At 44.2% G+C, this 26,266-nt stretch carries 20 protein-coding genes, 1 pseudogene and 1 riboswitch; of the genes and pseudogenes, 3 read left to right on the forward strand and 18 right to left on the reverse strand.

Annotated elements, in window-relative coordinates:
• Positions 1-125 precede the first annotated feature (125 nt).
• Positions 126-1,157 (forward strand): branched-chain amino acid aminotransferase, encoded by a 1,032-nt coding sequence (locus tag LACZS1_RS09455; protein WP_070652152.1) that lies wholly within the window; start codon positions 126-128, stop codon positions 1,155-1,157.
• 206 nt (positions 1,158-1,363) lie between these two features.
• Here LACZS1_RS09455 and LACZS1_RS09460 read toward each other — a convergent pair.
• The 6 genes and pseudogenes from LACZS1_RS09460 to LACZS1_RS09485 all read right to left on the reverse strand — a co-directional run.
• Positions 1,364-2,095: pseudogene (locus LACZS1_RS09460) on the reverse strand (sortase domain-containing protein); the annotation flags it as partial.
• 1,231 nt (positions 2,096-3,326) lie between these two features.
• Positions 3,327-4,157 (reverse strand): YitT family protein, encoded by an 831-nt coding sequence (locus tag LACZS1_RS09465; protein WP_070652154.1) that lies wholly within the window; start codon positions 4,155-4,157, stop codon positions 3,327-3,329.
• A 133-nt stretch (positions 4,158-4,290) separates the two neighbouring features.
• Positions 4,291-6,222, reverse strand: a complete 1,932-nt coding sequence (locus LACZS1_RS09470; RefSeq protein ID WP_070652155.1) for a fructose-1,6-bisphosphatase — start codon at positions 6,220-6,222, stop codon at positions 4,291-4,293.
• 383 nt (positions 6,223-6,605) lie between these two features.
• Positions 6,606-7,007 (reverse strand): Spx/MgsR family RNA polymerase-binding regulatory protein, encoded by a 402-nt coding sequence (locus LACZS1_RS09475; protein WP_010491576.1) that lies wholly within the window; start codon positions 7,005-7,007, stop codon positions 6,606-6,608.
• Positions 7,008-7,692: 685 nt separating this feature from the next.
• Positions 7,693-9,846, reverse strand: coding sequence for an AAA family ATPase (locus LACZS1_RS09480; RefSeq protein ID WP_070652156.1), 2,154 nt, complete (start codon positions 9,844-9,846; stop codon positions 7,693-7,695).
• A gap of 373 nt (positions 9,847-10,219) precedes the next feature.
• Positions 10,220-10,984 (reverse strand): tyrosine-protein phosphatase, encoded by a 765-nt coding sequence (locus tag LACZS1_RS09485; protein WP_049169300.1) that lies wholly within the window; start codon positions 10,982-10,984, stop codon positions 10,220-10,222.
• Between the two features lie 158 nt (positions 10,985-11,142).
• Here LACZS1_RS09485 and LACZS1_RS09490 point away from each other — a divergent pair, with 158 nt between their 5' ends.
• Complete coding sequence (locus tag LACZS1_RS09490; RefSeq protein WP_070652157.1) at positions 11,143-12,036, forward strand: LCP family protein; 894 nt, start codon at positions 11,143-11,145, stop codon at positions 12,034-12,036.
• A gap of 92 nt (positions 12,037-12,128) precedes the next feature.
• Here the strand turns inward: LACZS1_RS09490 and LACZS1_RS09495 are convergent, their stop codons facing one another.
• The 11 genes from LACZS1_RS09495 to rfbB all read right to left on the reverse strand — a co-directional run bounded on the left by LACZS1_RS09495 (position 12,129) and on the right by rfbB (position 24,477).
• Positions 12,129-12,812, reverse strand: a complete 684-nt coding sequence (locus tag LACZS1_RS09495; RefSeq protein WP_083311643.1) for a sugar transferase — start codon at positions 12,810-12,812, stop codon at positions 12,129-12,131.
• Between the two features lie 166 nt (positions 12,813-12,978).
• On the reverse strand, positions 12,979-13,776 hold the full coding sequence (locus tag LACZS1_RS09500; RefSeq protein ID WP_070652158.1) for a DUF4422 domain-containing protein: 798 nt from the start codon (positions 13,774-13,776) through the stop codon (positions 12,979-12,981).
• Between the two features lie 98 nt (positions 13,777-13,874).
• Entirely contained in the window at positions 13,875-14,972 is a 1,098-nt protein-coding gene (locus LACZS1_RS09505) for a glycosyltransferase (protein WP_070652159.1), read from the reverse strand.
• Between the two features lie 2 nt (positions 14,973-14,974).
• Complete coding sequence (locus LACZS1_RS09510; RefSeq protein WP_070652160.1) at positions 14,975-16,123, reverse strand: glycosyltransferase; 1,149 nt, start codon at positions 16,121-16,123, stop codon at positions 14,975-14,977.
• 34 nt (positions 16,124-16,157) lie between these two features.
• Entirely contained in the window at positions 16,158-17,222 is a 1,065-nt protein-coding gene (locus LACZS1_RS09515) for a glycosyltransferase (protein ID WP_070652161.1), read from the reverse strand.
• Between the two features lie 53 nt (positions 17,223-17,275).
• The gene (locus LACZS1_RS09520; RefSeq protein ID WP_070652162.1) at positions 17,276-18,637 is read right to left on the reverse strand and encodes an O-antigen polymerase; all 1,362 of its coding nucleotides are present in this window, start codon (positions 18,635-18,637) and stop codon (positions 17,276-17,278) included.
• Between the two features lie 82 nt (positions 18,638-18,719).
• The gene (locus tag LACZS1_RS09525) at positions 18,720-20,159 is read right to left on the reverse strand and encodes a flippase (protein ID WP_070652163.1); all 1,440 of its coding nucleotides are present in this window, start codon (positions 20,157-20,159) and stop codon (positions 18,720-18,722) included.
• A gap of 39 nt (positions 20,160-20,198) precedes the next feature.
• Complete coding sequence (gene glf / locus LACZS1_RS09530) at positions 20,199-21,317, reverse strand: UDP-galactopyranose mutase (RefSeq protein WP_049169279.1); 1,119 nt, start codon at positions 21,315-21,317, stop codon at positions 20,199-20,201.
• An 87-nt stretch (positions 21,318-21,404) separates the two neighbouring features.
• Positions 21,405-22,151: a CpsD/CapB family tyrosine-protein kinase gene (locus LACZS1_RS09535; RefSeq protein WP_274804349.1), complete on the reverse strand. Its 747-nt coding sequence runs from the start codon at positions 22,149-22,151 to the stop codon at positions 21,405-21,407.
• 15 nt (positions 22,152-22,166) lie between these two features.
• Positions 22,167-23,081 (reverse strand): YveK family protein, encoded by a 915-nt coding sequence (locus LACZS1_RS09540; RefSeq protein WP_274804350.1) that lies wholly within the window; start codon positions 23,079-23,081, stop codon positions 22,167-22,169.
• Between the two features lie 418 nt (positions 23,082-23,499).
• The gene (rfbB, locus tag LACZS1_RS09545) at positions 23,500-24,477 is read right to left on the reverse strand and encodes a dTDP-glucose 4,6-dehydratase (protein WP_070652166.1); all 978 of its coding nucleotides are present in this window, start codon (positions 24,475-24,477) and stop codon (positions 23,500-23,502) included.
• Between the two features lie 289 nt (positions 24,478-24,766).
• On the opposite strand from rfbB, the gene LACZS1_RS09550 reads away from it, so the two are divergent.
• The gene (locus LACZS1_RS09550) at positions 24,767-25,486 is read left to right on the forward strand and encodes an SGNH/GDSL hydrolase family protein (RefSeq protein WP_070652167.1); all 720 of its coding nucleotides are present in this window, start codon (positions 24,767-24,769) and stop codon (positions 25,484-25,486) included.
• Between the two features lie 176 nt (positions 25,487-25,662).
• Here LACZS1_RS09550 and LACZS1_RS09555 read toward each other — a convergent pair whose 3' ends face one another.
• Positions 25,663-26,163, reverse strand: coding sequence for a QueT transporter family protein (locus LACZS1_RS09555; RefSeq protein ID WP_010491614.1), 501 nt, complete (start codon positions 26,161-26,163; stop codon positions 25,663-25,665).
• Positions 26,161-26,259: riboswitch (PreQ1 riboswitch) on the reverse strand. (Overlaps the previous gene by 3 nt.)
• Positions 26,260-26,266 lie beyond the last annotated feature (7 nt).

The raw sequence follows: 26,266 nt of genomic DNA on the forward strand, positions 1-26,266 counted from the left end.
TTCGGTTGAGTTATTTGTGAGAATACTCTAAGATGGAACCTATATTATTTAATGGAATCGCAATGTTAACCAAACTGACCAAATTTGCTGGTCTAGTTAAACACCCAACCACTGGAGGGATGACGATGAGCGTCGATATAGATTGGAACAACCTAGGATTTGATTACATGCAACTGCCGTATCGCTATGTTGCCCACTGGAAGGACGGTGCCTGGGATGAAGGCACGCTCTCCACTGACCCGAATCTGAGTCTCAACGAAGGTTCCCCGATTTTGCACTATGGCCAAGGTGCCTTCGAAGGACTCAAAGCTTACCGTACCAAGTCCGGAAAAATTCAACTTTTCCGACCTGATCAAAATGCCCACCGGCTACATAACTCTGCAGAAAAGTTATTGATGCCACCGTTCCCTGAAGACCGGTTCGTGGACGCGGTCAAACAGGTTGTAGCTGCCAACCATGACTACGTGCCGCCATACGGTACCGGCGCCACGCTTTACTTGCGACCAATGCTCATTGGGGTTGGTCCCAATATCGGCGTTGCACCGGCCAAAGAATACATTTTTGATGTCTTTGCCATGCCGGTTGGCCCTTACTTCAAAGGTGGCATGGTACCGACCAAGTTTGTGGTTGCCGATCAGCATGACCGCGCCGCCCATTATGGTACTGGTCAGGCTAAAGTCGGCGGCAACTATGCGGCCTCTTTGCAAGCCGGCAAGTTTGCGCATGAACACGGCTATGGCGACGCAATCTACCTGGATCCAATTGAGCATAAGTACATCGAAGAAGTCGGTTCAGCGAACTTTTTCGGCATTTCAAAAGATGGTAAAACTTTGAAAACACCGAAGTCTCCTTCGATCTTGCCAAGTATCACGAAGTACTCCATTTTGACACTGGCGCATGACCGCTTTGGCATGAAGACTGAGGAAACCAAGATTGCCATCACGGACTTAGATCAATTTGGCGAAGCCGGCGCGTGTGGCACCGCCGCGGTCATTACGCCAATTGCCAGCATCACCTACAACGGCCATGAGCATGTCTTTTATTCCGAAACCGAAGTCGGGCCTTACACCAAGAAAATTTATGATGAGCTGACCGGCATCCAGTTTGGCGATGTCCCGGCTCCGGAAGGCTGGATTGTGGACGTGCCGGTTGACTAGCTGAGTTTTTGAACTTGTCATCACCGTGCCGTGATCTGCTTAGGAGCCATATCACGCTCAACATACTAAAAGCCGCCGTCAAGTATGAAGCTTGACGGCGGCTTTTTAATTCATGAGTATCGCGATCTTTCTAATGATGAAGGCTTAAAATAACTGCCTAACGTTCCTGTCAAACTTTGGTGTTGATGTCCGTGCAGCGCTTTTCATTAGCGCGCAAAGGCAATCAGGCGCCAGTAGTCACCGACACATGTTTGTAAGGTAATGCGTTGCCCACCGCCAGTACCGGTGATGTCATCCCACAAATCCTGACCATCCGCGGTGACTGCGTTCGGGTTAACGGTCGCTAACCGATAAACGTGATACGTGCGGGCTTGGCCGGCTGCATCCGTGACGGTGATCGGCGAACCGATACCTAACGAAAGCATTGCGGCAAACGCCCCAGGGTTATGCCCAATAAAGTGCGTATTTTCGCCGCTGTTATTGCTGTAGTTAGCCTGACCGCCCCAAGTTGCAGCGCCATTAGCCGGCGCAGCATCCATGCTTTCGTTACCAATGATATACGGCACGGTGACCCCAGCAAACATCAAGACCCGACTCGCATAAGTTGGTGCGGGTTGAACTTGCGGTTTAACTGGTTGCGCTGGTGTAACGACTGGTGCTGGCTTTGCCGGTTGAACCGGTGCTGGTGTTGCTGCCGGGGCAGAGGCTTGCGTTGTCGACGGTGCGGCAGCTGGTTTAGCGGCTGGCGCTGGTGTCGAAGCAACTGGAGCCTTTGAAGCTGCCGGTGCTGGCGTCGAAGCCTTGACCGCGGTTTGGGCAGCTGGCTGTTGACTAGCAACGGTACCTGAAGCAACTGACCAGCTCGGATGGGCAACCGATTGATTAGCCGGTTGTGAAGCGGCTGTGCTGTTGAGCAGATCAACCTTTGTCGATGCGCTCGTTGCGGCTGGTGTTGATGCTTTTACTGCCGGCGCAGGAGCTTTCGTAGCTGGCGCTGTCGTTGTACTTGCAGCTGGCGCCGAGGTGGTTACCTTGGCTGGCGCTGTAGGCGCACTTGAAACTTGGGTCTCGGTTGCCGCTTTGGTCGTTGTCACAGCGACAGCGGAAGAAGCGGTTGCTTTGCTAGTCGAAACCTGCGTTGAGGTTGCAGCGGGTTGCTTGGTCGTTGTTTTGCTAGTAACGCTGGCGACAACGGACCACTGCGGATGGGCAACTGCCTGTCCAGCCGGTTGAACAGCTGCCGTTGCATCGAGTAAATCAACAGCGACAGTGGTCTTTTTGGTCGCTGAGGTTGCTGTTTGTTTGACAGCAGCGGTTTTATTGACGGATGCAGTCGTTGCCGCTGTCTTAGCTGTCGCAGCTGCAGTCGTTGTACTTGCTTTAGTAGTAACAGCTGTTGTTTTAACTGCCGTTGTCTTAGCTTCGGTTTTACCCGCCGCTGAATTTGAAACCTGTAAACCAAAATACTTGAGTGAACTTACCGGTGCGTTTTTAACAACGGATACATGATATTGCGGTGTCGCCTTAATTTGTGTCGGTGACGCCGTTTGACTCGTTGTAACGCCTGAACCACTTGCTCCGTGCGCCAGCGTCCCTGTCTGTTCAACAGGCAGCGCCGCCAGTTTTGCATTGAGCAAATCGCTTGAAGCACTTACAGCATTAACTTTCTCCCTTGTTGTGATACGCGATCCGGCCACGTCTTGATGCTGCATGTGATAGCCGACAGCTGATGTCGCCACCAGTCCGCTTGCCACAAGAGCGAAAGTCAACAGACTCTTGCGTAACATATAGACTCCCCCAGTCCATATTATGAAACTGACTTACCACATAAATTCTTTTTTAGAGATGGCCATCTCTTGTTTTAGATTATGCACAAATTAATATAGCCGGTAAACAAATACGCTTACCTTTTAAAAGTGCCTTTGTTATTTATAATCAAAATAATACCCAATATTTCGCTATTTTCGTTTTATTTGACCATATTATAAAAGAAATATTTTTAAAAGTTGGTTTCGGACATTGACTAATAACCGTTGTTTTTCAAGTACAAGTGTATTTCCAAGACAGACCCAGACAGTGAGGTCCCGTCCATTAAAAAACTCCCAGACGACAAGTGAGCTTGTCTCCGGGAGTCCATTCTTGTTTATATCGTGCATCCGAACTACGCAGTCAGATACTGCCGCCGTGCACTTCAGTCGCGGCAACGGTCAAAATAAATGCATGCGGATCGACTGCATGAACCAATTCAATCAGCTGCCTAAAATTGCTCTGCTCGACAACCACCATCAGCATTTCTTTAGCCTCATCGGAAAAGCCGCCGACAACTTGCTGAACGGTTAAGCCATGGGACGTTTCATCCCGAATCTGCTGCTTGATCAGCGGCAGTTGGTCGCTCATGACATAGACCGCCTTTTTGCGATCAAAACCGGTTTCGACATAATTCATAACCAGGCTGGTAATCGTCAAGGCAAACACTGCCAAGATAAACGCTTCGACGCCAGAAACCGGGATGTTAAACAACGACACCACAATATCGGTGACTAACAACATCAGCGACGGTTTCAGACCGAAATATTTTTTAAAAATCAGCGGTGGTACGGTGGTTCCGCCGCTTGAGGCATCCATTTGGTAGAGTAATCCAACGCCGAACGCGAAGACAACACTGCCAACAATAATGGCCAGTAGGCGGTCGGTCACCAAGTTGATCTCCGGCGTGAGCCATAATAACAGCGGCAACATAAAGCTGCCGAAAAGAATCCGCTTGAGCGTGCTGCGATCAAGGAAAAACCACGCCAACGCCAGCATGCATAAATTGACGCCCATGGTGGTGATACCCACCTGAATACCGGCCACTTCCTGCACCAAAATGGCAATGCCGGTCGCCCCACCTGCTGCCACCGCATGCGGCGCGTAAAACATATTAATGCTCACCGCAATCAGCGCGAGCGCAGCCATGATCCACAGCCATTTCAGCACAGGATGCCGCATCGTTTTCTGCATCAAGCCACCCTTTCCGTTTGCTTTTCATCCGTTTCTTATCATATTAATAATATACGGGAAAAGTAACTTGTTGACAAACGCAATTGTTAAGAGGCCAGCCTGTGCGTATTCTTAGCTGATAGACGAGTTTTGTTTAATCCCCGTTCCGCAGTTCCGCCAATCGTCGTTTCAAAACTTCGACTTCCGCTTGAAGCGCGGTTCCAATATCGGTTTCTGCGACAGTGCGTCGGCGCGCTTCGGTTTCAACAACCCGTCGCGTGGAAATAATGTCGGTCAGATTGGCAATGGCGTCCGCCTTCGTGGTAAACGGTTGATGGGTCACCAACTGCATCCCATATGAATTATCCAGCAAGGTATAGCCGCCGATCCCGGTCGTCTTTTGGTAAGGTTTGGAAAAACCACCGTCGATGACAATCATTTTGTTATTCGCCATAATTGGATCGGTACCTTTTTTCACCGGCGTGTGGCCGTTAATCACGTGCCCGACTTCCGGATCGAGGACGAACTCCTCTAAAATCTTCTTGATAAAATCCGGATCTTTGCGCAACTGGTAATAAGGATTGCGGCCTTCCACATGGGTCGCAGGATCATTGATAAAGTACCGCTCAAACGTCGTCATGTCGTGCTTGCCAAAAAGCGGTGAATTCGGTCCGGTCCACAAATACCATAACAGGTCAGTCGCCAAATCGGCCTTTTCATTCGGTTGACTGTAGGCCAGGCGCAAGTTGGCTTCCAACATGTCGAACAACTGGCGGCCGGCATAAGTGGTGCCGTCAATGGTTAAGCCGATAAAATTGCCATCCTCGTCCACAGGCACACACCCATGCAACAGCAAATTGCGATTGTAGCGCAAATACATGCTGCCGCGATTGATCAGGAAATCCATGTGACGATGCAGCTTTTCAGAGTGCGTGAACGATTCGACCAGTGAATCAATGACTTCCTTTTCCTCAGGCAATAAGCGATACGGATCAGCCGGATCGACTGTAGCAAAGCAGCCATTTTCAATCGGATAAGTATGGCCATTAAGCTCGATCGTGGCAAAATCCGGTGCAAGTTTGTCCAGCAGCAGGCGATGATCCATTTCAAACTCGGGTCGCCGTTTAATCGTCGGACCCTCAAGTTTAAACTGAATCATTGCGATTGCTTGATGAATTTGGGTGATCTGCAGGCGCTCCGCCTCGGTAATCGGGCGATCCGACCGCCCCAACTTTGGTGAAAATGCCGGATTATCCTGATAATATTGCTCCGCCAACCGCGCCAGGTGCCGCAAGTTAATCCCATAAACGTCTTCCAGAATGCTCAGGTTGTTATACCGCGCCGAAATCCGCACAAGATTGGCAATACACAACGCCGATCCCGCTGCGCCGCCAATCCATAAAATATCATGATTGCCCCATTGAATATCCACGGAATGCCGTTGGTCGCGCCGAATCAAACTTTCAACGACCTGATCCGGTGCCGGTCCCCGATCGTAGATATCGCCGACAATATGAAAATGGTCAACGGTTAGCCGCTGAATCGTTCGGCAGGTGGCCTCAATCCATTCATCTGCCTGCTCCAAAACAATCAGGTTATGAATAATCTGCCAATAGTAGGCTAACTTGTCCTGCATCGAAGCATCGTTATACAGCAGCTCTTCGGTAATATAAACAAATTCTGGCGCCATCGCCTTACGCACCTTCGAACGCGTATACTTCGTTGCCGTAAAGGCCAGCAACCGAATCAAGCGCCGAAAAGTGGTCAGATACCACTGTTGCAAATCGTCACCGTCCATCTCTTGATGAATCGCAGCCAACCGTTCAGAAGGGTAATACACCAAAAACGCAAAACGCTGCAACGTCTTCTCGGTCATTTCATCCCGAAAACAGGACCGAATCTTACTTTTGACATTGCCGCTACCATTGCGCAAAACATGCTGAAACGCATTATATTCCCCGTGGATGTCACTCATAAACGCTTCTGTCGGCTTAGGTAGATTCAAAATTGCCTCTAGATTGATAATCTCGGTTGCAATGGCTGGAATCGTTTGATATTTCGCCGTCAGCTCACTGTACAAATCCATGAAATAGCTTCCTTTCACGTAGACCAATTTTTGGCTCATGGCAATATGATAGCATATTTCAGGATTTTGTATACGGTTTCACCACTTTTTGAAGGAAATTCATCATATGACGGTGAAGCCGCCGTTAGCGATTGGAACATAACTAGCGCTTTTTAATTGGAACTTTTCGAAAGATAAGCTAATTAAGGCAAGCCAAAAACTATACCAACGATTTCCGCACTAACTGTCGGGGGTTGTAAAACGCGCCTACACCATAACGCGTTCGCCAGCTCAGAAACCGGGCTGGCTCACGCTCACGCAAAAAGGCTCTATCTGCAACAACGACAGACAGAGCCTTTAGCCATAAAAGTAACTTATTCAAAAATGTTCCAGTGCCGAACCTCTCACACACTCGAAGTGTTCAGCAACGCCGCCCACAACTTCTGCCGGCGAACTTCGCGCGGTAAGAAGACGCGGACTGAATCCTGGTTAAACCCGAACAATAGTCGCCGATCGTCCACAATGATCGGCCGCCGGAGAATGGCTGGCTGCTTAGATAACAAATCAACTGCTTCTTTAAGTGACAATGCATCAAAATCAACATCAAGGGCCTGAAACGCCTTTGAACGCCGTGAGACTAAACTATCGATGCCATCTTCCGATCGGGCCAACAGTTCCAAAATCTGCGCTTTGCTGATGCCCTGTTTCGACAACGAAATCTCCTCAAATGGCAGTCCGTTGGCTTCTAACCACGCTCTAGCTTCGCGACTCGATTTTGACGAACCTGATGTATACAACTTGATCATCCAATCACCCCTCAACGAAACGATAATATATCATTATCGTTTCTCTGCTAATACCACCCACGTGTTCAATGCTAACAACGTTCACAAGTCCTATGGTGATTTACTAACGACACCATTTTATTATCCTAATAATAATTTAACACATTCAGGCACTTATGACAATAAAGACACTCTCATGCTATGTGACTGAGGTTTCAACCATTCAGACATGCTGACCAAAGTCAATGTGGTCGTTAAAAAATGAACGGTTGAAGTCAAAGTCCTGACCTACAATAATTAAATAACAACGATAGCACCTGAATGAGGGCTCGATTCGATTGTGAATTTTTAGCATGAAATCTGATATTTCAGTTTCATATCACCGGTTGGCTTACATCAAATTTAGCACAAGCTTATATCGCTTTCAATAACAATTTTTAAAAAAATAATTTGCGATTACTAACATTTAAATATTTTTGCCCAGTATCAGCCCCTCAAAAGCCTTGTGCACAAGGCTTTTACACAACCTCACTCAGACAGCGACCAAGGTTTTTGTTCAAAAAAGGACGTGCACAATTTATTTTAAATTTTATTATACATCTTTTTTGCAACCAAAAAAAGCCGCCAAGCGTTTTAACGCTTGATGGCTATGATGCGCACCCCAACTTAGCTGGTGCGTTTAATTAGATGTTTTGGGACGGCACGATTACTTTGCACCAACGGCTTCTTTCTTAGGTTTACCGCTGGTCGGCTGGACTTCGCTGATGACAATTGTGTCGTCAACCAAATCCGCCTGCAGCTTCTTCGCCTTGAGATGATCCAGGTAGAAGTCGGTTACCTTATCACGAATATTCCGTTCGATGACTCGCCGTAATGGTCGTGCACCCATCGCTTCATCGTAACCTTGGGCAATTAACCAATCCTTAGCTGCCGCAGTCACTGTTAACGTGATGCCCTTCTTAGCCAGCGTCTTGTTGACGTCTTCAAGCATCAGGTCAACAATCTTGCCTAAGTCCTTCTTGGTTAAGTGACTGAATTCAACGATACCGTTGAACCGGTTCAGGAATTCAGGACGGAAGTAAGGCGCCAACCGCTTCATTAAGTCTTCGTCCTTTTCCTTCTTGCCAGTTAAGGTTTCGTTACCGAATCCAGCATTGGAAGTGGCAATGATGACAGTGTTCTTGAAGTCCACGACATTGCCTTGGCCATCAGTAAGCCGACCATCATCTAGGACTTGCAGTAACAACGTCAAAACTTGTGGATCAGCCTTTTCGATTTCATCGAGCAGAACGATCGAATATGGATTCCGCCGTACCTGCTCAGTCAGCGTATTCTTGTTGTCATTGTAGCCAACGTACCCGGCACTAGTACCAATCAACTTGGATACCGCGGTGCGATCGCTGTACTCAGACATATCTAAGCGGATAATCGCGTCTTTGCTGCCGAAAAGATCCAGCGCCAACTGCTTGGCTAATTCAGTCTTCCCGACACCGGTTGGTCCAACGAACAGGAAGCTGCCAATTGGCCGATTGCCTTCATCAAAACCAGCCCGATTCCGGCGAATGGCTCGAGCAACCATATCAACAGCTTCATCCTGGCCAATGACCTTACCCTTCAGACGCTTACCAATGCCCTTCAGCCGTTCAATGTCGGACGCACCAAGTTTCGATACCGGAATGCCGGTCAAACGCTCAACCGCCGCAGCGACATCATTTGGCGTTGCCACAACAGGCTTCTCGTCGTTCGTTCCTTCAAGCTGATGTTGCTTGTCGGCAATCTCCTTCTTGAGGCTGGCGGCCTTTTCAAAGTCTTCAGCCTTCGCCGCTGCATCCTTTTGGTCGTTCAGATCCTTGATTTGCTTTTCCAGTTCAACCTTGTCGACAATCGGATGCTTGCTTGCCAGATGTGCCGCGGTCATATCGATCAGGTCGATCGCTTTGTCAGGCAAAGAACGCTGTGGAATATACTGAATGCTGTAATCCACCGCTGCCTTCAAAACATTTTCCGGCAACTGAACGTGATGGTGTTGTTCGTACAGCTTCTTGACGCCTTCCAAAATCTTGACCGTGTCCGCAGCGCTCGGTTCGTTAATGGTGACATCATTGAACCGGCGAGCCAAGGCACTGTCCTTCATGATGGTGTTGCGATATTCGTCTTGGGTGGTCGCACCAATCACGGTAATCTCGCCACGAGACAATGCTGGTTTGATAATATCGGCTAGGCCTTTGCCGCCGGATTCTTCGCCACCAGTTGCACCGGCACCGAGAATTTGATGGATTTCATCAAAGAACAGAATGACATTGCCAGCAGCTTTCACTTCTTTGATCAGATTCTGAATCTTCTCTTCAAAGCTGCCACGATATTGCGTGCCGGCCTCCAGATTCGACAGATCAATCGACCAAATCTGCTTATCCTTAATCGCTTCAGGTACATTGCCCTTCACAATCGCCTGCGCTAAGCCTTCAACAACCGCCGTCTTGCCGACACCGGCATCGCCGACCAGAATTGGATTATTCTTCGTACGCCGGCTCAGAATTTCAGCAGTTTCTTGAATTTCATGCTCGCGGCCGATAACCGGATCAAGCAAACCATCCTTGGCTTCCTGCGTCAAATTGCGACCAAGCTTCTCAAGGATACCGCCCTTCTTGACGGCCTGTTCACCAGTGGTCGTAACCGGAATTTCATCGCCCTGCTTCGGCAACTGGCCAGTCGCGCGATACTGGGCAAATTCATCAGGCGTCATTTCGTGGCCATTAACCACATACCGTGCTGATTCACCTTTACCCATGCCTTGAAGCATCTGATTAAAAATATCGTCCATATCATGATTGTTAAAAAACGGATCATTAAAGTTTGCCATAGCTGAATTCCTCCTTGTTGGGAATGTGCGGGGAAAAGGTGATGTGTCTGGATGGCTTTGTGCGGAGAAGTTTGATACTTCTCTGAAACGCGTTCACTGGCGCAGAAGTCTGCCTCAGGCGCAATGGCCTAAGCCCAGGCCATCACGTCTGAGGCCACTTACACTCCAACTTCTAACGGCGCCAGTTCACGCTCTACAAAAAAGTACTCCCAGACGCACTGGCAGTACTTTCGTGTCGAGCTTATTCACTTAATGGCACTGATGCCGTTGCGCCTTTTCCTTGTTTACGTAATGTATTATAGCACGAAATTAGCACTCGAACAAGGCGAGTGCTAATTTTTCAGAAATATTTTTATGGGAGCAACTTAAAGTATCAATACCGCGACAACAGCCGCTTTTCAACTTTCCGTTCATTAAACCGTACTAACGGATCGCCATTGACCAGCGCCCGTGCGTTGTCTTCGAAAATCTTAGCCTTCTTTTCGCCACGTTTACGCTCCAGGCGTTTGAACGCTGCGGACATCTCGTAACTACGGCCAGGCAAGTGATGCGCGTCAGAGGCAAAGACATGTGCCAGCCCCGCATCAATAATATCTTCAGAAAATTGTTGAACCTTTTTGCCGAACGTCCCAACATAGCTGCTAGCTGTCACCTGCGCAAACGCACCACGTTCAATCATTTGATATAGCAAACCCGGGTGCTTCATCAGTCGTGTATTACGTTCCGGATGAACAATCACGGGCACCATCCCGCGTTGCATCACTTCGAACAACATATTTTGTGTGTAAAGTGGCACATCATCAGACGGAAATTCAATTAGGATATAATGACCAGTCACATCACAAGTCAAAATGTCATGGTGGTCAATTGCTTCTAATAAATCGCCATTAATTCGAACCTCTTGACACGGAAAAACAGTCAGTGGAATATGTCGCTGCTCCAGCACATCCTGAAATTCATCGGTCAATCGAATCACATCCGCTGCATGATTCGTATACCGTCCATTCATGTGATGTGGTGTCATCAAGGCATGCGTAATTCCGTCAGCAACCGCAGCTTCCGCTAATTCCAATGAAGTTGTTAAATCTTTTGAGCCATCATCAATTCCTGGTAACATGTGGCAATGCACGTCAATCATCATTCAGTTCCCCTTCCAATACTCTCTAGTATCTAATGAAGCGCTGCCAACGTCAAATCGTTTTTTGTAACAGTTTGTTAACGATTCGCAATAGATCAGCGAGATAGCACACTTTGCGGTATAATATCAAAAGATTACGGAGGAAATGAGGTCTAAAAATGAAAAAGATCCTAGTACGCGTTCTACTCGTCGTACTCGTTGCCGCTCTTGGGTTTGGTGGTTTCGTGTACTATATGGTTCATAATTCAACATCACAAATATATTCTTACAACAAGAAGACCAACAAATCTTCTGATGACAAAACCACCAGCGGAAAGCCGGTTGCATACTTATTACTTGGTACCGACACCGGTGAACTTGGCCGTTCCTATAAAGGCCGCACCGATACCATGATTGTGATGGTTCTAAACCCGAAGTCAAAGACAACCACCATGCTCTCGGTACCTCGTGACACCAAAGTTACTTTCGATGATGTCACCATCAAAATCAACGCCGCCTATTCCTACGGCTCCTCTGACACGGCCATGGAAGCCGTTGAGAAGCTCTTAAACATCAAACTAGACGGTTACCTGCTCGTCAACATGAAAGGCCTTGAACAGATGGTAGATGCAGTTGGCGGCGTCACCGTCACCTCACCGATTAGTTTCGATTATGAAGGCAAGTCCTTCGTTAAGGGACAATCCTATGACCTTTCAGGTAGCGATGCGCTGAAGTTCTCCCGGATGCGGTATGACGATCCGCAAGGCGACTATGGCCGGCAGATGCGGCAACAGTTGATTCTTGCTTCAGTTATCAATAAATTGAAGAAGAATCCCACGACTGTATTGAGTCAAAAGTTCCTCAATGCTGTTGGTAAGAACGTTCGAACCGATGTATCCCTTGGATCGGTTAAGAATCTAGCAACAGCTTATCGTGATGCAGGCAGTAGCATTAAGAGCGATCAGCTACATGGTACTGGTCAGAATATTGATGGACAGGCTTTTGAAGTCATGTCAGATACCGAGCTTGCCCGGGGACATGACGTGATTCAGAAGGCGTTAGACGCAAAGTGATGTGTAAAAAAAGAGGCCGGCGACTTGATACAGAATATCTGTATCAAGTCGCCGGCCTCTTTTTAGCGCAACCATAAAAAACAAACTGTAAATTAAAAAGCTCCATCAGCTTTGAAAATTGAAACAATGTTTTTGCAAATAATCAATAAATCATAACTAAAGGAACGATTGGCAACATAGGAAAGCTCTAAGTCAGCTCTCTGCGGGTATCCGATCTTACTCCGTCCGCTAGCTTGCCAAAGTCCCATAGCGCCCGGTTTAGCTGTAAGCAGTTGATCAACATGCTGTCCATACTCGCGTAATTCACTTTCCACAACTGGCCGAGGGCCCACCATACTCATGTCACCCTTAAGAATGTTGATAAATTGTGGCAACTCATCTAACGACGTCTTCCTGATAAAAATGCCTAATTTAGTGATCCGTGGATCTTCTTTGGGTGGTAACTTATAGTTATTACTTACGTATTTATCGTAAAGAGTAGCGTCTTTATGTAAAACGTCCTCCGCATTAACAACCATGCTTCTAAACTTATAAATTTTAAATTTTCTACCATTTTGTCCAACCCGAGTTTGCTTAAAAAACAATGGCCCTTTATTTCTACCGACTAAGCAAAACGGTTCCAATACCAGGGCTGCTAGAATGACTAACACCATTCCAAAGAGACCGCAAATAATATCAAACACCCTTTTTTCAAACAAATAGACTGATGAAACGTTAGCCGGCTCACTCTCTAAAACTTCGACTCGATGTTGAGTCTTCTCCAATTGTTTTTCCAAACTAATCTCCTCCAATATTCAAAGCGTCAGTGCTGCGAAACCCCCCAAAGATTTCCTACCCATTTTAAGATATTCTTAACGAATGAGCAAGGTCTCCATTCAATGAAATGGGAATGAAATTCACACTGAATTTCTAACAACTGGCGCAATTGCTATACCGGCTATTCTACTTGGTTCCAATGTGTGTGTCCAAATTAACATGTGTTCCCGTCAATTTATTTAAAATAAGATTGCGCGCTTTTTTGACGATGTGCTCGTTCTCCATAAAGATGACTGGGCATTCCAGGAACGTTTTGTTATTAGCTAAAAGCCAAGTATCCATTAATAATTCGGCGAGAAAGCCCATCACGCGACTTTCATTGCCTTGAAGCTTAGAAAAATCAATTTTTGCTTCAACTGCAAACAGGACCGAAAACAGCCAAGAAGAATATGCCATGAACTCTTCTCGACGCATGATAAACATATTAAACATGTGGGCTTGTTTCGAATGCATGACTTTGGAGAAGCTCTCGCGATATTCAGCTGGTTGCTGCGCAATAATCTCGTACAAAGCATCAATACCAATGGCACTATGGCTATGTCGATAATGGGACTCGATTGTTTCAATGTAATAGTTTCGTGGTTTAGGTACGATAATGCTAGATCGCTTTAGGAGATCTTCAATCTGAGACTCACGTAGGATCGATGAGAAGTCTTTTTTTTGTGCAAAAGAACGGTTAGAAAAATATCGGCGATAGTGAACCAGCCCAATTGCGTCTGCATTAAGATTTTGAGATGCCCAGTATATAGCAGTTACCTCGTTGTAATGCGGATTCTTATCCGATATATTGATACCTTGGTCATCACGTTGATACCCATCCGGAATTTCTGAATGAAGACTGCTGCCCACAAATATCGGCAAATACACAGGGTCTGAAGGCATATGGTATGGTTTATGAGTTGCAATAAGGACACTGATATGCATTTTTATAACGCTCCTTAATGATTGGCAAGGTTCTTGCAAGAAGAATAGCTTTATATCAAAATTTCAAGCAATTAATCTTATAAAGCTTTAACATCTGCTTATTCAGAAAAAGCCACAAGAAACTGTTCGAGACGATTAAAATATGACTTAGAATAAAATTTAGAAACCGTACTAGGTAAGTCGTCATGATTAAAGACTTTTTCTTTATTAATGATAGCAAGCATCTTCTCTGTCAACATGCTTACATCACCAGGTTTGTAAAGATAACCATTGCTATTATTTACAATATCGGCAGGCCCAGTTGGACAGTCTGAACTAATGACTGGAATGCCTCTTGCAATTGCCTCGGCAAGCACCATCCCAAATCCTTCATACGTTGAAGTTAACACCAAACAATCAGCATGAGCCAGTTTATCGAGTGGTTGAGTCACCCAGCCGTGTAAAGTAACTTGGCTTGAAATACCTTTTTGCGCAATCAATTCCTTAAATTCTAACATGTCTGGTCCGTCACCAAAGACATCCAAAGTCCATTGCTTTGTTAACTTATTTAGTTTATTCAAGCCAAGCACAAGTTCTCTCAAATTTTTTTCGCCACCAACAAAAATTCGTCCACTATAAACAAACCTAGTAATACCATCCGTGGATGCTGGGATTACGTTTGTTGTTGGGGAAACAGGGTTTCCAACTACTCCAATTCTCGAATCCTCGATGTTAATGTCATGCATCTGTTGCTGAATGCCAGTACTAATAGCCAAATGATAATCCGCTTTTTGGAGATCATCTAGACTTACGTCTTGTCCGTGAAGCAAGGAAAAATGAATCCAAGAAATTATTCTAAACTTTTTGTGAAATAGCCTTTTTAAAATTGCCACCTCATAAATTAGCTTTGTACTTAAACAAACTACCTCATCAGCAGACGTAAATAAAACTGCGAAAGCAAGCCAGATCGCTCCAAATAAATTCCGAATAGAGCGCCTATTTCTAAAGAGTTGAGCGAATTTAAACACTTTAACTTTCTTAGAGAAGGACGGGTACCAATGATCGCGCATTGATCCTTGCGGTAGGAGGAATGACATCTCAAAATCAGATGAGTGTTCGAAATGTGATATCCACTCATTAACGACTGTTTCGGTACCACCTTCACCAGATAAAAAAGGAAGGATTACAAGTGTTTTGATTTTTTCTTTGTCACGCATAACTATATGCTCTCCTCCTGAAGCAATAATTTATCAAACCATTGCTTTAAGATAGCTGCAGATGACACAATCGAGTATCCTGCCAAGTCAATTGATTCTATGTTTCGTTCACTGATATCATTACGTTTGACGGGTAATTTATCTAAGTATGAGCGTAGATTTTTGATCCACATTTTGGGCTCATTAAGTGGTAACGCCACAATACTATCAGTTAACATGACATCAGGCGGAATCTGATCAGAAGCAACCACTTGAAGCCCAGAAGCCTGCGCTTCAAGTGGTACAAAACCAAACCCTTCAAACAGTGAGGGAAAGAGTAGGACGTCAAATGCTGTGTACCAATCATTCATAGCATCGGTATGTTGTATAAACGAAACATCAGCATCAAGGCCTTTCTGATGAACTTCTTGCTCGAGTTTCTCACGAAGCTCACCACTACCGATAATCACCAAATGACTTTCCAGATGGCTATCATGCAGTTCTTCAAATATTTTTAGCGAGAAAAAAGGATTTTTGCGTTCAGTTAAGACACCCACCATACCAACAATCCATGTCCCATTACCTAATCCAAGTGACTGTCGCAAGTCATGGCGTGGTTTCTCTGAAAAATGGAATTTGCGCAGATCAATGCCATTCTTCAAGACAATGCCTTGATTTTCTTTACCAAACATCCATGCCAAGCTTTCATTTGACACACCTAACTTTAAATCACTGATTCTAGAAAAAATATGCCGCCCTAACCTGTTCACGGTGTCTATGGCAACCTTGAAAACATGCGATTTAATTGGTTTGCTGTAGTCCGTGTTGTGCGATTGTACAACTATTTTTGCACTCGTAAAATAGTGTGCAAACACAACTGGCAAGAAATTCCAGGATGACGAAAAGTTGAAATGGATAATGTCATAAGATTGTTTATGCTGCTTACAAAACCGAGCCCAATCTATCCAGTGCTTCATGGGATTCTTTCCAACGCGTGTAACATAATACATTGGCCAACCTAATGCGTTCGTTTCCTTTTCAAAGTCATGCTTCCCAGAATAACTAACACACTCAACTTTAACACCTTTTTTTGACAGCTGCTTGTATGTATTCATCATATAAACGGTCATGCCACTGCCGTATTGAAAATCCCCCACCAGCAAAACTTTCAACTATAAACTCCTCCTCGGATTCAAACTTCCGTATTTAGGCGAACGTGAGAACATCTTCGAGTGCCTTTTTAAACTGGGCACCTTGTCTCAATTGAAGTCCAAAAGAACGAACACTAGCGGTGAGTTCTGCATATTGTTCATCGGTTATCTGCTTTATGGCCGATTCTGCTTCGGCTAATGAATTAACCGTAATGCCAAGACGATGTTGGCTAACAAAATCAGCGATAGCAGCATTCTTCCAAACAACTACAGGAATGCCGCTTGCCAAGAACATAGATGCCTTGAAGGGGCTGTTGTACCGCAAATAAGCACCCATAACGCCAGATATACCGTCAACCGATGATCCATCCCAAACCAGTCCAAACCCACCTGAGAATTGCGCGGATAATTCGTCTGAAGGAAAAGAGCCGCGATAATCAAGATTTTCAGGTAAAGTAAACATTGAAGGTTCATTCCCATATATTTCGTAGTGGAATGTAGAATGATTGAGTTTGCTTAAAAAAGAAGATTTGTCCAAGTTACCTGCAAATATCATCGTTCTTTGGTTCTTAAATGTCGGTACATCAAGAGAATCAGCCAAGTGCTCATATAATCCGAAAACTATAACTTTAGCGGATACTTTATTTGTATTTTCAATGAACTTACGCATAGCATCCGTCGGCACCAAAATCCCCGATGCGAGTTTAAGTATTCTGAGCTCATTTCTTAGTGAACGTTGGGTATTGTTTGTATGCCCCATACCCCCAAGACCAACCGTTGGATCGATACGCAGGGAGTTAACATCATGGATAATAAATACAAGTTTGCAGCGTTTGACGAACCGCAAATAATAAACGACCTGCAGGAATGCAGGGTAGGAAATATACAAAGGATACTGTACGAAAATTGTATCGCCAGAACCAACTTGCTTAAAATAATTTGCTAATGACCCGTAAGAAATCACTTTCCTACCAAGAAGATTCGGCAAAGAATCAATTGACCCCATATCAATAGACCCTAATGTCGAAAGTGTTTTAATAGTATCAGCAATCGGCTTACTTGCCGCAAATGCTTTGCCCCCTGCAGTGTTATTAATAGATTGAATGTTAAAGTAGCTCATATAAGTCCCCCTACTGCCTGTCCTACCCAAAATGTTCATGTTTTTATGATTATCTATTTACCCCTTGACTGCCGCAGCCCTGTCTCAAAGATAAAGAAATTTAAGAAGACCCAGAAAAAGATGATCAGCACAAACTGACGTGCAAATATCTGCTCAAAGAATTTATTTGAAAAGAACGAAAGTACAAGTGAGCTAACGATATTTGAATAGATCAAGATACTGTATGGCACATGATTGGGGTTTTTGGTCACCCGAATGCGTTCAAAAAATAATTGGCTAATTCCTGCCATAATAGGAACTAACGTAAACACGCCCCAAATCCCAAAATCATACAGATAAGCATAGTATGTGGTATAAACATTTCCCAGATAGACACCGTTTACAGTTTGGTAAGGTAACGTTAACCCTTCCGGAGGTAACGTAAAGTTAAAGATCTTAGCAAACCATGGAAGAATGTTTACAAAAGTTTGGCTCCCCCAAACTGAACCCGTAACAGGAATAGTTGTAGTTCGTAAGAATATATCCAAATTTTTTATTTCTGCACCAATATAAACCGATAAGTAATCTAGACTATTAGAACCCGCATCACTTTCTCGTCCTAACATATTAGCGATTGGTGGAAATACCAGCAACACGATGGTACCGACAATCACAACACCGGCAATGAATTTCTTGTTGTTTGGTTTGGACCAGTTGCTTTTGGTTCTCAGTAAGCAATAGTAATAACAGAAGATTGCAATTAACACCACAACCATTTCTGTTCTGTCTCCCATTAACAACGTCGTCACGATGGCCAGCAACACTATAAAAACATTTGAGAGCGAGAATTTATGAAAATAAACAAACTCACGGACTAGTAGATAACCAAAAAAGAATCCGCAACTTAACGAAAAATTCCTAATGATACTTACGGAACGGGGCAAAGTATTCCCATTAACTGTAAAGATCGTTTGTACTCTGACATAGTAAATGGCATCTCCTAATGACATACCACCGCCAATTTTTTTAATTTCATAAATCGTATAGAAGATACCAACTATCAATACAACCAAGATAAGAACGATTTTCCATGTGGCAACTGTCCACTCCTCGATCTTTTCTTTTCCAACATTTAACTTTTGATTGTCTACTGCACGCGTTAGATCTTGCTCGTTCACTACCTGTTTTGACCGTATTGAACTAAAAAAAAGGTGGATGAACCATGTTACAAAAATGAATTCAAGACCGCCACCGACTAAAACCAGAACGGTTAACGAGGAAGGCTCTAAAAACCATTTTCCTGCATAAGCTAATGCCCATAAGCCACTAAATGCAAATGCACCTGAATATAAGACGGCAGGGGACATTAATTCTCGATTATTCAAAAAATACGCTGCAATTAGAATCAGAATTAAAGTAAAGGCTAATGGGAGCATTCTTTCTCCTTACATTCTCTATACTTATTTTTTACCATCATGTTTTGGGTCAGACGTAGGGTCTTTCCTTGAAGTCAATCGATTAATGAAGCTTTTTTAAAGACGTGAGCATCCTCATCAATACCACCGGTCGAAACATGAACAGTGCTACCGTGTAGATTAAAGCGCCATAGATGATAGCTCCAAACAAAGCCGTGAGACTAGATAACGACAACACACTGATGAAAATCCGAACACTTACCCCCATCACAAGAGCAGCAACCGCGTATTTCCAAACTTCACGGAAAATGACATGAAGTCTGATCTGGTTTTTGACCTTTAAAAGTTGATAAACTGTTACGAGTAATTCTGACAGGACTGTCGCTATCATGGCTCCATTGCTGCCCAAAATTAAAATGAGCGGGACATTTAAGATTATATTCGAAATTGCACCTAAAACAACTGAAGCCGTAAATGGTTTAAGTTGATTTGTTGGCAGTAAATATTGAACGCCTGTTGCATTACTAATTCCTATAAGAACAATAACAATTGATTCAATGACCAACAAATCTGAAACAGGGTCAAACCCTTTACCAAAAAAAATCCTTGTAAACACAGGCGCGATACCAGCCAGCCCCGTTGCCAGCGGGAATGCAATAACCAGAATAAAGTGCATTGACTTGTTTAGTGATTCTTCGACCTCATCGTGCTTTCCCATCGCAAAGCTGTGCGCTGTGTGGGGTAAAAGAACCGTCCCAGTCGCAGTCACAATCGCTAGTATAATTTTTACAATCTTATCCGAGTTGTCATAAAAACCTGAAGCTTGGACACCGATTAATGCACCTAACATAGTCTTGTTAAGCTGCAAATAAACTTGCGTCGCAATTTGTGGTATAAACATCTCAAGTGTTGGACGCAAATGATTTATTAACTTTAAATCTGATAGGTGAGGGAACCTAACATACCGTTTTAGATACGGAAGTAAGGTCATGTTCCCTAACACTTGTGAGCCAGTCAGAATCAAAATATACAAGCCAAGATCATTTTTAGTTTTGATCAATACAAAGATCAAGATCAAGGAAATTATCTTCACTAAAGTATTTCTTAGTACAGTAATTCTGAATTCCTCAAGGCCCTGGAAGAACCAAGATACGTCAATGGCAGTTGCAACCAACAAAAGACCCTGGATCAAATAGAAAGTTTGATATTCCCCTGCTATTATAATGAAACCAATGTAACATATCGTGGCAATGCTCGTTGTTCCGACACGAATCAATGTTAATTCCCAAAACAGACTTGAGAGTCGTTTAGGATGATCACGTTGGTATGCTACTTCGCGATTACCGTACATTGTCAGTCCAAGTGTGCCAAACAGCACAAAGTACTGAACAATTGAATTTGTGAAAGCGTTAATTCCGATTCCGGTTGGTCCAAGAACACGCGAAACATATGGGATCGTAACGATTGGCAATAAGAGGATAAAAACTTGATACCCCATGTTCCACAGGAGATTCTTGACAACTTTCGTGACGATCCACCTCATTTCCACGTATTATCAATTAAGAGTCAGTTAATTAGCAGTTTATTTCTTGTTAAAGAAGTCCCCTTGCAGAAACTGCAAAGCTGCTGCAATAACCTGATCCATATTGTAATAGCGATAGAGGCCCAAGCGTCCGCCGAAAGCAACCTGTGGTGTTTCTTTAGCAGCTAATTCGCGGTAACTAGTAAATAAATGGTTATTTTCTGAGTTATTTACCGGATAATATGGCTCATCACCTTTTGACCAACTAGCAGGATATTCATGTGTTATAACCGTCTTGCCAGGATTACCTTTTCCAAATTCGAAATGTTTATGTTCGATGATCCGCGTAAATGGCGTTTCGGCATCGGTATAATTGACAACGGCATTCCCTTGAAAATTATCCATATCCAAAACTTCGGTTTCGAATCGTAAACTGCGATATTCCAAAGTCCCCAACTGGTAATCAAAGAACTGATCGATCATACCTGTATAAATAACCTTATCGTATTGGTTCAAATATTCCTGTTTGTGATCCAAAAAATCGGTATTGAGTTCGACATGAATATTAGGCTGATCCAACATCTTCTCGACGATCTGAGTATAACCGCCCTCCGGAATGCCTTGATACCGATCGTTAAAGTAGTTATTGTCGTACGTCAACCTGACAGGCAAGCGGCGGATGATGAACGACGGCAGTTCTTTAGGGTCTCTCCCCCACTGCTTAGCTGTATAGTCCTTGATTAGCTTCCGATAAATATCAATACCTACAAGCGAAATTGCTTGTTCTTCAAGGTTTTCTGGCTTTTTCCCGGCCATAGCCGCTCTCTGTTCGGCGATCTTTGCCTCTGCCTCAGCAGGTGTGATGACACCCCACATTTTATTAAAAGTATTCATGTTAAAGGGCAGGTTGTAAATCTCACCTTTATAGTTAGCAATGACTTCGTTTGTGTAACGGTTGAAGGTTGCAAACTGGTTGATGTACTCCCAAACTGCTTGATTGCTTGTGTGAAAAATATGGGCGCCATATTTATGAACCTGAATGCCTTCAATATTTTCGGTGTAGATGTTACCAGCAACATGTTCTCTTCTTTCAAGAACATCCACTTTGTCACCTTTTAGTGCGCGTTCTCGTGCTATAGTGGCCCCGAACAGGCCAGCACCAACGATCAATAACTTCATCGTTAATCCCCCAAAATTAAGTTAATGCGTATTTATTTTGAATATCGAGTTTGTTTATTTTGCTAGCAAATATCTCTTTAAAAAAGGTTACGCATTACTTTGATAGCCGTATCCATAACCGTATCCGTAGCCTTTGTCACCATGTCGTGCTTTTACACGCTCGACTGATCCGAGAATTTTTGCTTTTGCCAAATTTAAGACTTCAACAGTTCGGCGCAAGTCACTTTTTTGTGTCTGGCCGATCTTAGTCACAATGACAACCCCATCTGTCTTCGGAACTAAAACCTGCACATCTGACACTGCTAAAACAGGCGGAGCATCTAAGACAACAATATCAAAGTTTCCCCGTGCCCAATCTAATAAATCTGACATCCGCCTGGAATTTAGCAATTCAGATGGGTTAGGCGGAATTGGACCCGAAGGAATAATGCTTAAGTTGTCAACAAATGTTTCCTCCACAACTTCATCTGGCTTTGATTTCCCAGTTAGCACCGTTGTCACACCATCCAAGTTAAGCTTTCTAAAAGTTGCGTGAACGGTCGGCCGACGAAGATCTGCATCAATCAACAGAACTTTTTTCCCTGCTTGTGCCCATGTAACCGCAACGTTTGCTGAGACAGTAGATTTTCCTTCTGACATTGTAGAAGACGTAAACATCACGACCTGACACTTGTCTAAGGCAGCTGCTGCAAATTCAATGTTCGTGCGAACGGTCCGATATTGTTCAGACACAACATGTTTAGGTTCAGCATACGTAACTAACATAACCCCGTTTTTTTGGGATTCTTGGTCTTCTTGATTTCGCTTAAAACCAAACTTAAATAGCCAGTTCATTATTATCTTCCTCTCTTAAACTCGACGACGACTTCGCTGGGGAAGATTTGGTCCGTCAAAACTATCTACATCATCGTCATATTTTGCTTTTGTCGCCTGAATGACTTCATCAATATCTTTCATTCGTTGAACATAATTCACAGCACCCAAATCTACCAGTCCTAGTGAATCTGTTATGAAGTCGAGATCCTTAACGGTTTGGTCAGTCAGTTCACGAATCAATCCCCACATGAAAGCAATCAAAACCCCAATACCTAAGCCAACAATTGCAATTAAATTTAATCGTGGTGAAACAGGCGTCGGGTTAGCTGTAGCCTTTGAAACAACCGACAAATTTGATATACTCATCATTTTTGCAATCTTTTGTTCAAACACTTTGGCAACTTCATTTGCAATGTCCCGAGCTCGAACCGGATCATTATCCTTGACGTTGACTGTAAATACTTGAGAATTTTGTTGTGTTGATACGGAAACCATTTTAGCTAAATCGTCTGCTGTTAAGTTAGTATATTTTGCCGGCTCCAACTTGTACTTAGCCGGCTTAGCTTTTTCAACAACATATCGTTCCCGAACTCCTGTCGTCGCATTATACCGGGTTCCGTAAACAGCTTTTTCAGCTTTTTTTGTTATCACACGTTGCGGGCTTGTCAAATCATCAGCTACTGCCTGTAAGACGACTGGACGCGTAATAATATCTTTATATGTATTAATGATTTGCACATCAGCTTGTTGCGCATTTAACTGCATATTCGGATCATTATCCTGCTTCCGGTTAACCAGAAGAGACGTATCAGCCTCATACTTTGGTGCTATCAATGTTTTGGCACCAAAATAAGCCACTGCCATACCCAAAATGCCCAAGATGATCATTGCTAGAAAACTACGCTTGAGGATCTGCCACAACTGCGAAAGGTCGATCTGTTTGTTCATGAACTCTTTCCCCACCTAATCCAAAATTAAAAACAAATTTTTAATGCGGACATGTAAGATGGTCCGCACTGAAGACAAAATCTAAAAAGCCACTCCTGAGCATAATACCTTAGCAAGTGACTTCAAGTCCACCCATTTTAAAATAGCTAGACACTTTTTGAACTGAATCAATTACCGTCAAGTCAGAAAGGCACAAGCTATTATGCCATTATAGTAATCCTTGATAACGATTGTGTTACAGTCTCTTTACATTTTTTACGACGGTTGTCAAAATGACTGCGCGCTTTAATTATTTCTGCTTAAGTTCTGGCTTAAAATACAATCACGAATTCTAGAAACCCCAAAACTGTATGACGCCAAAGAGATCTTTTCTCGGGAACTGGCAATGCCTGCCTGTTTTTGTCCTTCATATGCTTTTTTAAAACTTTGCTTTATCTAAAAGTAAATTCCACCAGTTGCGATGTGTTATATACCAATTGATTGTATTGTTCAAGCCTACATCAAAAGAGGTAATCGGTTCCCAGCCTAACTCAAGACTGATTTTTGTTGAGTCTAATGCGTAACGCTTATCATGACCAGGCCGATCCTTAACATATTCAATACGATCTGTTGATAATCCCAAATGATCAACGATATTTTGCACGATCGCATTGTTGCTGCGTTCATTATGTCCACCAACGTTATAGATCTCGCCAGCTTGCCCCTTCCTGAGAACTAAATCAAGTGCACGACAGTTGTCTTCCACATACAACCAGTCGCGAATATTCTTGCCGTTGCCATATATTGGTAGCTGTTTTCCGGTTAGCCCATGGGTAATCATCAAAGGAATCAGCTTCTCTGGAAATTGATATGGACCATAGTTGTTGGAGCTACGAGTTATGTTGACGTCGACCTTATAAGTCTCATAAAATGCACGCACGCTCATGTCAGCGGATGCTTTGCTAGCGGCGTAAGGTGAATTCGGCTGTAACGCGGACTTTTCTGTAAAATAGCCTTGCCTACCTAATGACCCGTAAACTTCGTCTGTCGAGATCTGCAAAAACTTCAAATGCTTCCTCTTGGCTTCGGACAACAGCGTCAGTGTTCCTTTAACGTTTGTTTCATAAAACACTTCCGGATGTTGGATACTGCGGTCAACGTGAGACTCGGCAGCAAAGTTGACGATGGCATCAATATGATACTGTTCAATCACATATGCCACCAACTCACGATTAACAATATTTCCATGAACAAAGATGTAACGACGATCATTTTGTAGATCTGTCAAGTTCTGTAAATTTCCAGCATAAGTTAACAGATCAAGATTAACGATAAGATCCTCGGGATGATTTTGTCGCTGAAATCGGACAAAATTACTACCTATAAAGCCAGCGCCACCAGTAACCAGTAAATTCACGGACGCAGCACCTTCCTTCCTGCCAGAGTATGCTTCAGTAGTGTAACCCTAAACTGAGATTATTAAGTCGCCTTAAATTTTAACACGGAACGCCTTTCGAAAAATCCTTGCCAGAAACTATTAGCGACAATTGAAGAAAGGCTTACGGATAAATACGTTCAATTTGTCGATTATGACAATCTCTTTACAATTTCCCCCAAACCCGTCAGAATGACCCTAACTTGTAACCAGACTTATCTGGATTTTAGTTTAAAATGAAAGCAACGTAACTTTTGGGGGCTTACTGATCATGAAAAAACATACGCTGCGTTTGCGGGACTGGATATTATGTATTGCGTTAGGTTTATTGATTGCCGGCGTTGGCGGCTTCTTCTACTTCCGCCATTACCAGTCCGAACAGGCAATCGCCGTGAACCAGCAGACACGACAACGCATTCAAAAAGATTCCAAAGCTAAAGTTAAAAAAGCGAAAGTACTGAACCAGTACCGGCTTTTTGGGCTAACTGATAGCGATATCACAGCAGCTAAGGATTTACCTGTCACAGCCATTGGCGACTCGGTCATGCTGGGTAGCTCAGCTTACCTCAAGGTGTTGTTCCCGAAGATGTCGATTGACGCCGAAGTGGGCCGGCAAGTGCAGGCAGCGCCCGCGATTATCAGCCAGCTTAAGTCGGAAGGTAAGTTGGACGATACTGTCGTGATCAGCCTTGGTACGAATGGCCCGATGACGGAATCCGATATTAATGGCATTTTGGACCAGCTAGGCAGCAATCGCCAAGTGTTTTGGGTGACGGCGTATGCGCCGGGTAAAGCGTGGATTGATCCCGTGAATAAGTTGATTCATTCGGCGGCTAAGTCGCATAGCAATCTGCACGTGATTGACTGGTACTATCTGGCAGGCGGCAATGATGACTGGTTTGCCGACGACGGGGTTCACCCTAACGATGCCGGCCGCGTGCATTATTACACGCTGATTGCCAAGGATGTTATGCAGACGCTTAAGAAGTAGTGCGCGTGGCTTCTGCTTTTGCTTGCAGACATACTTCACATAAGCTTCAATCCTAAAAAATGACACCGAGATGACGGAAATCTTCTCGGTGTTATTTTTGATTGATTCTTGAATCTGCCGGCAATCAGTGCGAGCTTTTTTGTTTCACGTCACTAGCCACCAGGTTTCTGTTAAGTTTATTTGTCCAAGTCCACATACCGTGTCAGCACCATCATCACGACACCGCCGACTGCCATTGAGACAGCTTCACCTAGGGCAATGGTGGCGTATGACGCCCAGAATGGCACCCTGCTCATGATTGTGAGCTCGCCGGCGACTGTGAACATCGAGAAGGCGAAGAGAACGCCCATGATAGCGAATTTAGCCCATTTTTGGTGGACGAATTTGGCTGCCCAGCGACTGATCACGATGAAGACGAGGGTGCCTAGTGTGCCGACTGGGACATCGAGTAGTGCGGTTGGCGAGGCTAAATTGGCCAAAAAAACACCCAACGTAACCGCCCAAACGTACCGGCGATTGAAAAGCGCCGTGTAGTTGAGCATCTCGGAGAACCGGACCTGGACGACACCGAAGCTTAGCGGGCTGAGCATCAGGGTCATGACCACATAAATTGCGGCGACGATCGCGGTTTTGGTGAGACTGACGATTGAACGATGGGACATTGATGTTGTTTGCATATTGTTCTCCTTTGTGGCTTTGCCAGTAATAACGACGATCAAAGGAAATAAGTATCGTCGTGGAAGCGGTGTGCGCTTCCGATTCAGTTAACATCATCTTACA

It is taken from the genome of Lacticaseibacillus zeae subsp. silagei (genome assembly GCF_030770335.1).
Lineage (GTDB): Bacteria > Bacillota > Bacilli > Lactobacillales > Lactobacillaceae > Lacticaseibacillus > Lacticaseibacillus zeae.

Excerpts from the sequence above, each read along its gene's own strand:
- LACZS1_RS09455 (WP_070652152.1), top strand. The coding sequence starts at position 126 with ATGAGCGTCGATATAGATTGGAACAACCTAGGATTTGATTACATGCAA.
- LACZS1_RS09465 (WP_070652154.1), bottom strand. The coding sequence starts at position 4,157 with ATGCAGAAAACGATGCGGCATCCTGTGCTGAAATGGCTGTGGATCATG.
- LACZS1_RS09470 (WP_070652155.1), bottom strand. The coding sequence starts at position 6,222 with ATGGATTTGTACAGTGAGCTGACGGCGAAATATCAAACGATTCCAGCC.
- LACZS1_RS09475 (WP_010491576.1), bottom strand. The coding sequence starts at position 7,007 with ATGATCAAGTTGTATACATCAGGTTCGTCAAAATCGAGTCGCGAAGCT.
- LACZS1_RS09480 (WP_070652156.1), bottom strand. The coding sequence starts at position 9,846 with ATGGCAAACTTTAATGATCCGTTTTTTAACAATCATGATATGGACGAT.
- LACZS1_RS09485 (WP_049169300.1), bottom strand. The coding sequence starts at position 10,984 with ATGATTGACGTGCATTGCCACATGTTACCAGGAATTGATGATGGCTCA.
- LACZS1_RS09490 (WP_070652157.1), top strand. The coding sequence starts at position 11,143 with ATGAAAAAGATCCTAGTACGCGTTCTACTCGTCGTACTCGTTGCCGCT.
- LACZS1_RS09500 (WP_070652158.1), bottom strand. The coding sequence starts at position 13,776 with ATGCATATCAGTGTCCTTATTGCAACTCATAAACCATACCATATGCCT.
- LACZS1_RS09505 (WP_070652159.1), bottom strand. The coding sequence starts at position 14,972 with ATGCGTGACAAAGAAAAAATCAAAACACTTGTAATCCTTCCTTTTTTA.
- LACZS1_RS09515 (WP_070652161.1), bottom strand. The coding sequence starts at position 17,222 with ATGAGCTACTTTAACATTCAATCTATTAATAACACTGCAGGGGGCAAA.
- LACZS1_RS09520 (WP_070652162.1), bottom strand. The coding sequence starts at position 18,637 with ATGCTCCCATTAGCCTTTACTTTAATTCTGATTCTAATTGCAGCGTAT.
- LACZS1_RS09525 (WP_070652163.1), bottom strand. The coding sequence starts at position 20,159 with ATGAGGTGGATCGTCACGAAAGTTGTCAAGAATCTCCTGTGGAACATG.
- glf (WP_049169279.1), bottom strand. The coding sequence starts at position 21,317 with ATGAAGTTATTGATCGTTGGTGCTGGCCTGTTCGGGGCCACTATAGCA.
- LACZS1_RS09535 (WP_274804349.1), bottom strand. The coding sequence starts at position 22,151 with ATGAACTGGCTATTTAAGTTTGGTTTTAAGCGAAATCAAGAAGACCAA.
- LACZS1_RS09540 (WP_274804350.1), bottom strand. The coding sequence starts at position 23,081 with ATGAACAAACAGATCGACCTTTCGCAGTTGTGGCAGATCCTCAAGCGT.
- LACZS1_RS09550 (WP_070652167.1), top strand. The coding sequence starts at position 24,767 with ATGAAAAAACATACGCTGCGTTTGCGGGACTGGATATTATGTATTGCG.
- LACZS1_RS09555 (WP_010491614.1), bottom strand. The coding sequence starts at position 26,163 with ATGCAAACAACATCAATGTCCCATCGTTCAATCGTCAGTCTCACCAAA.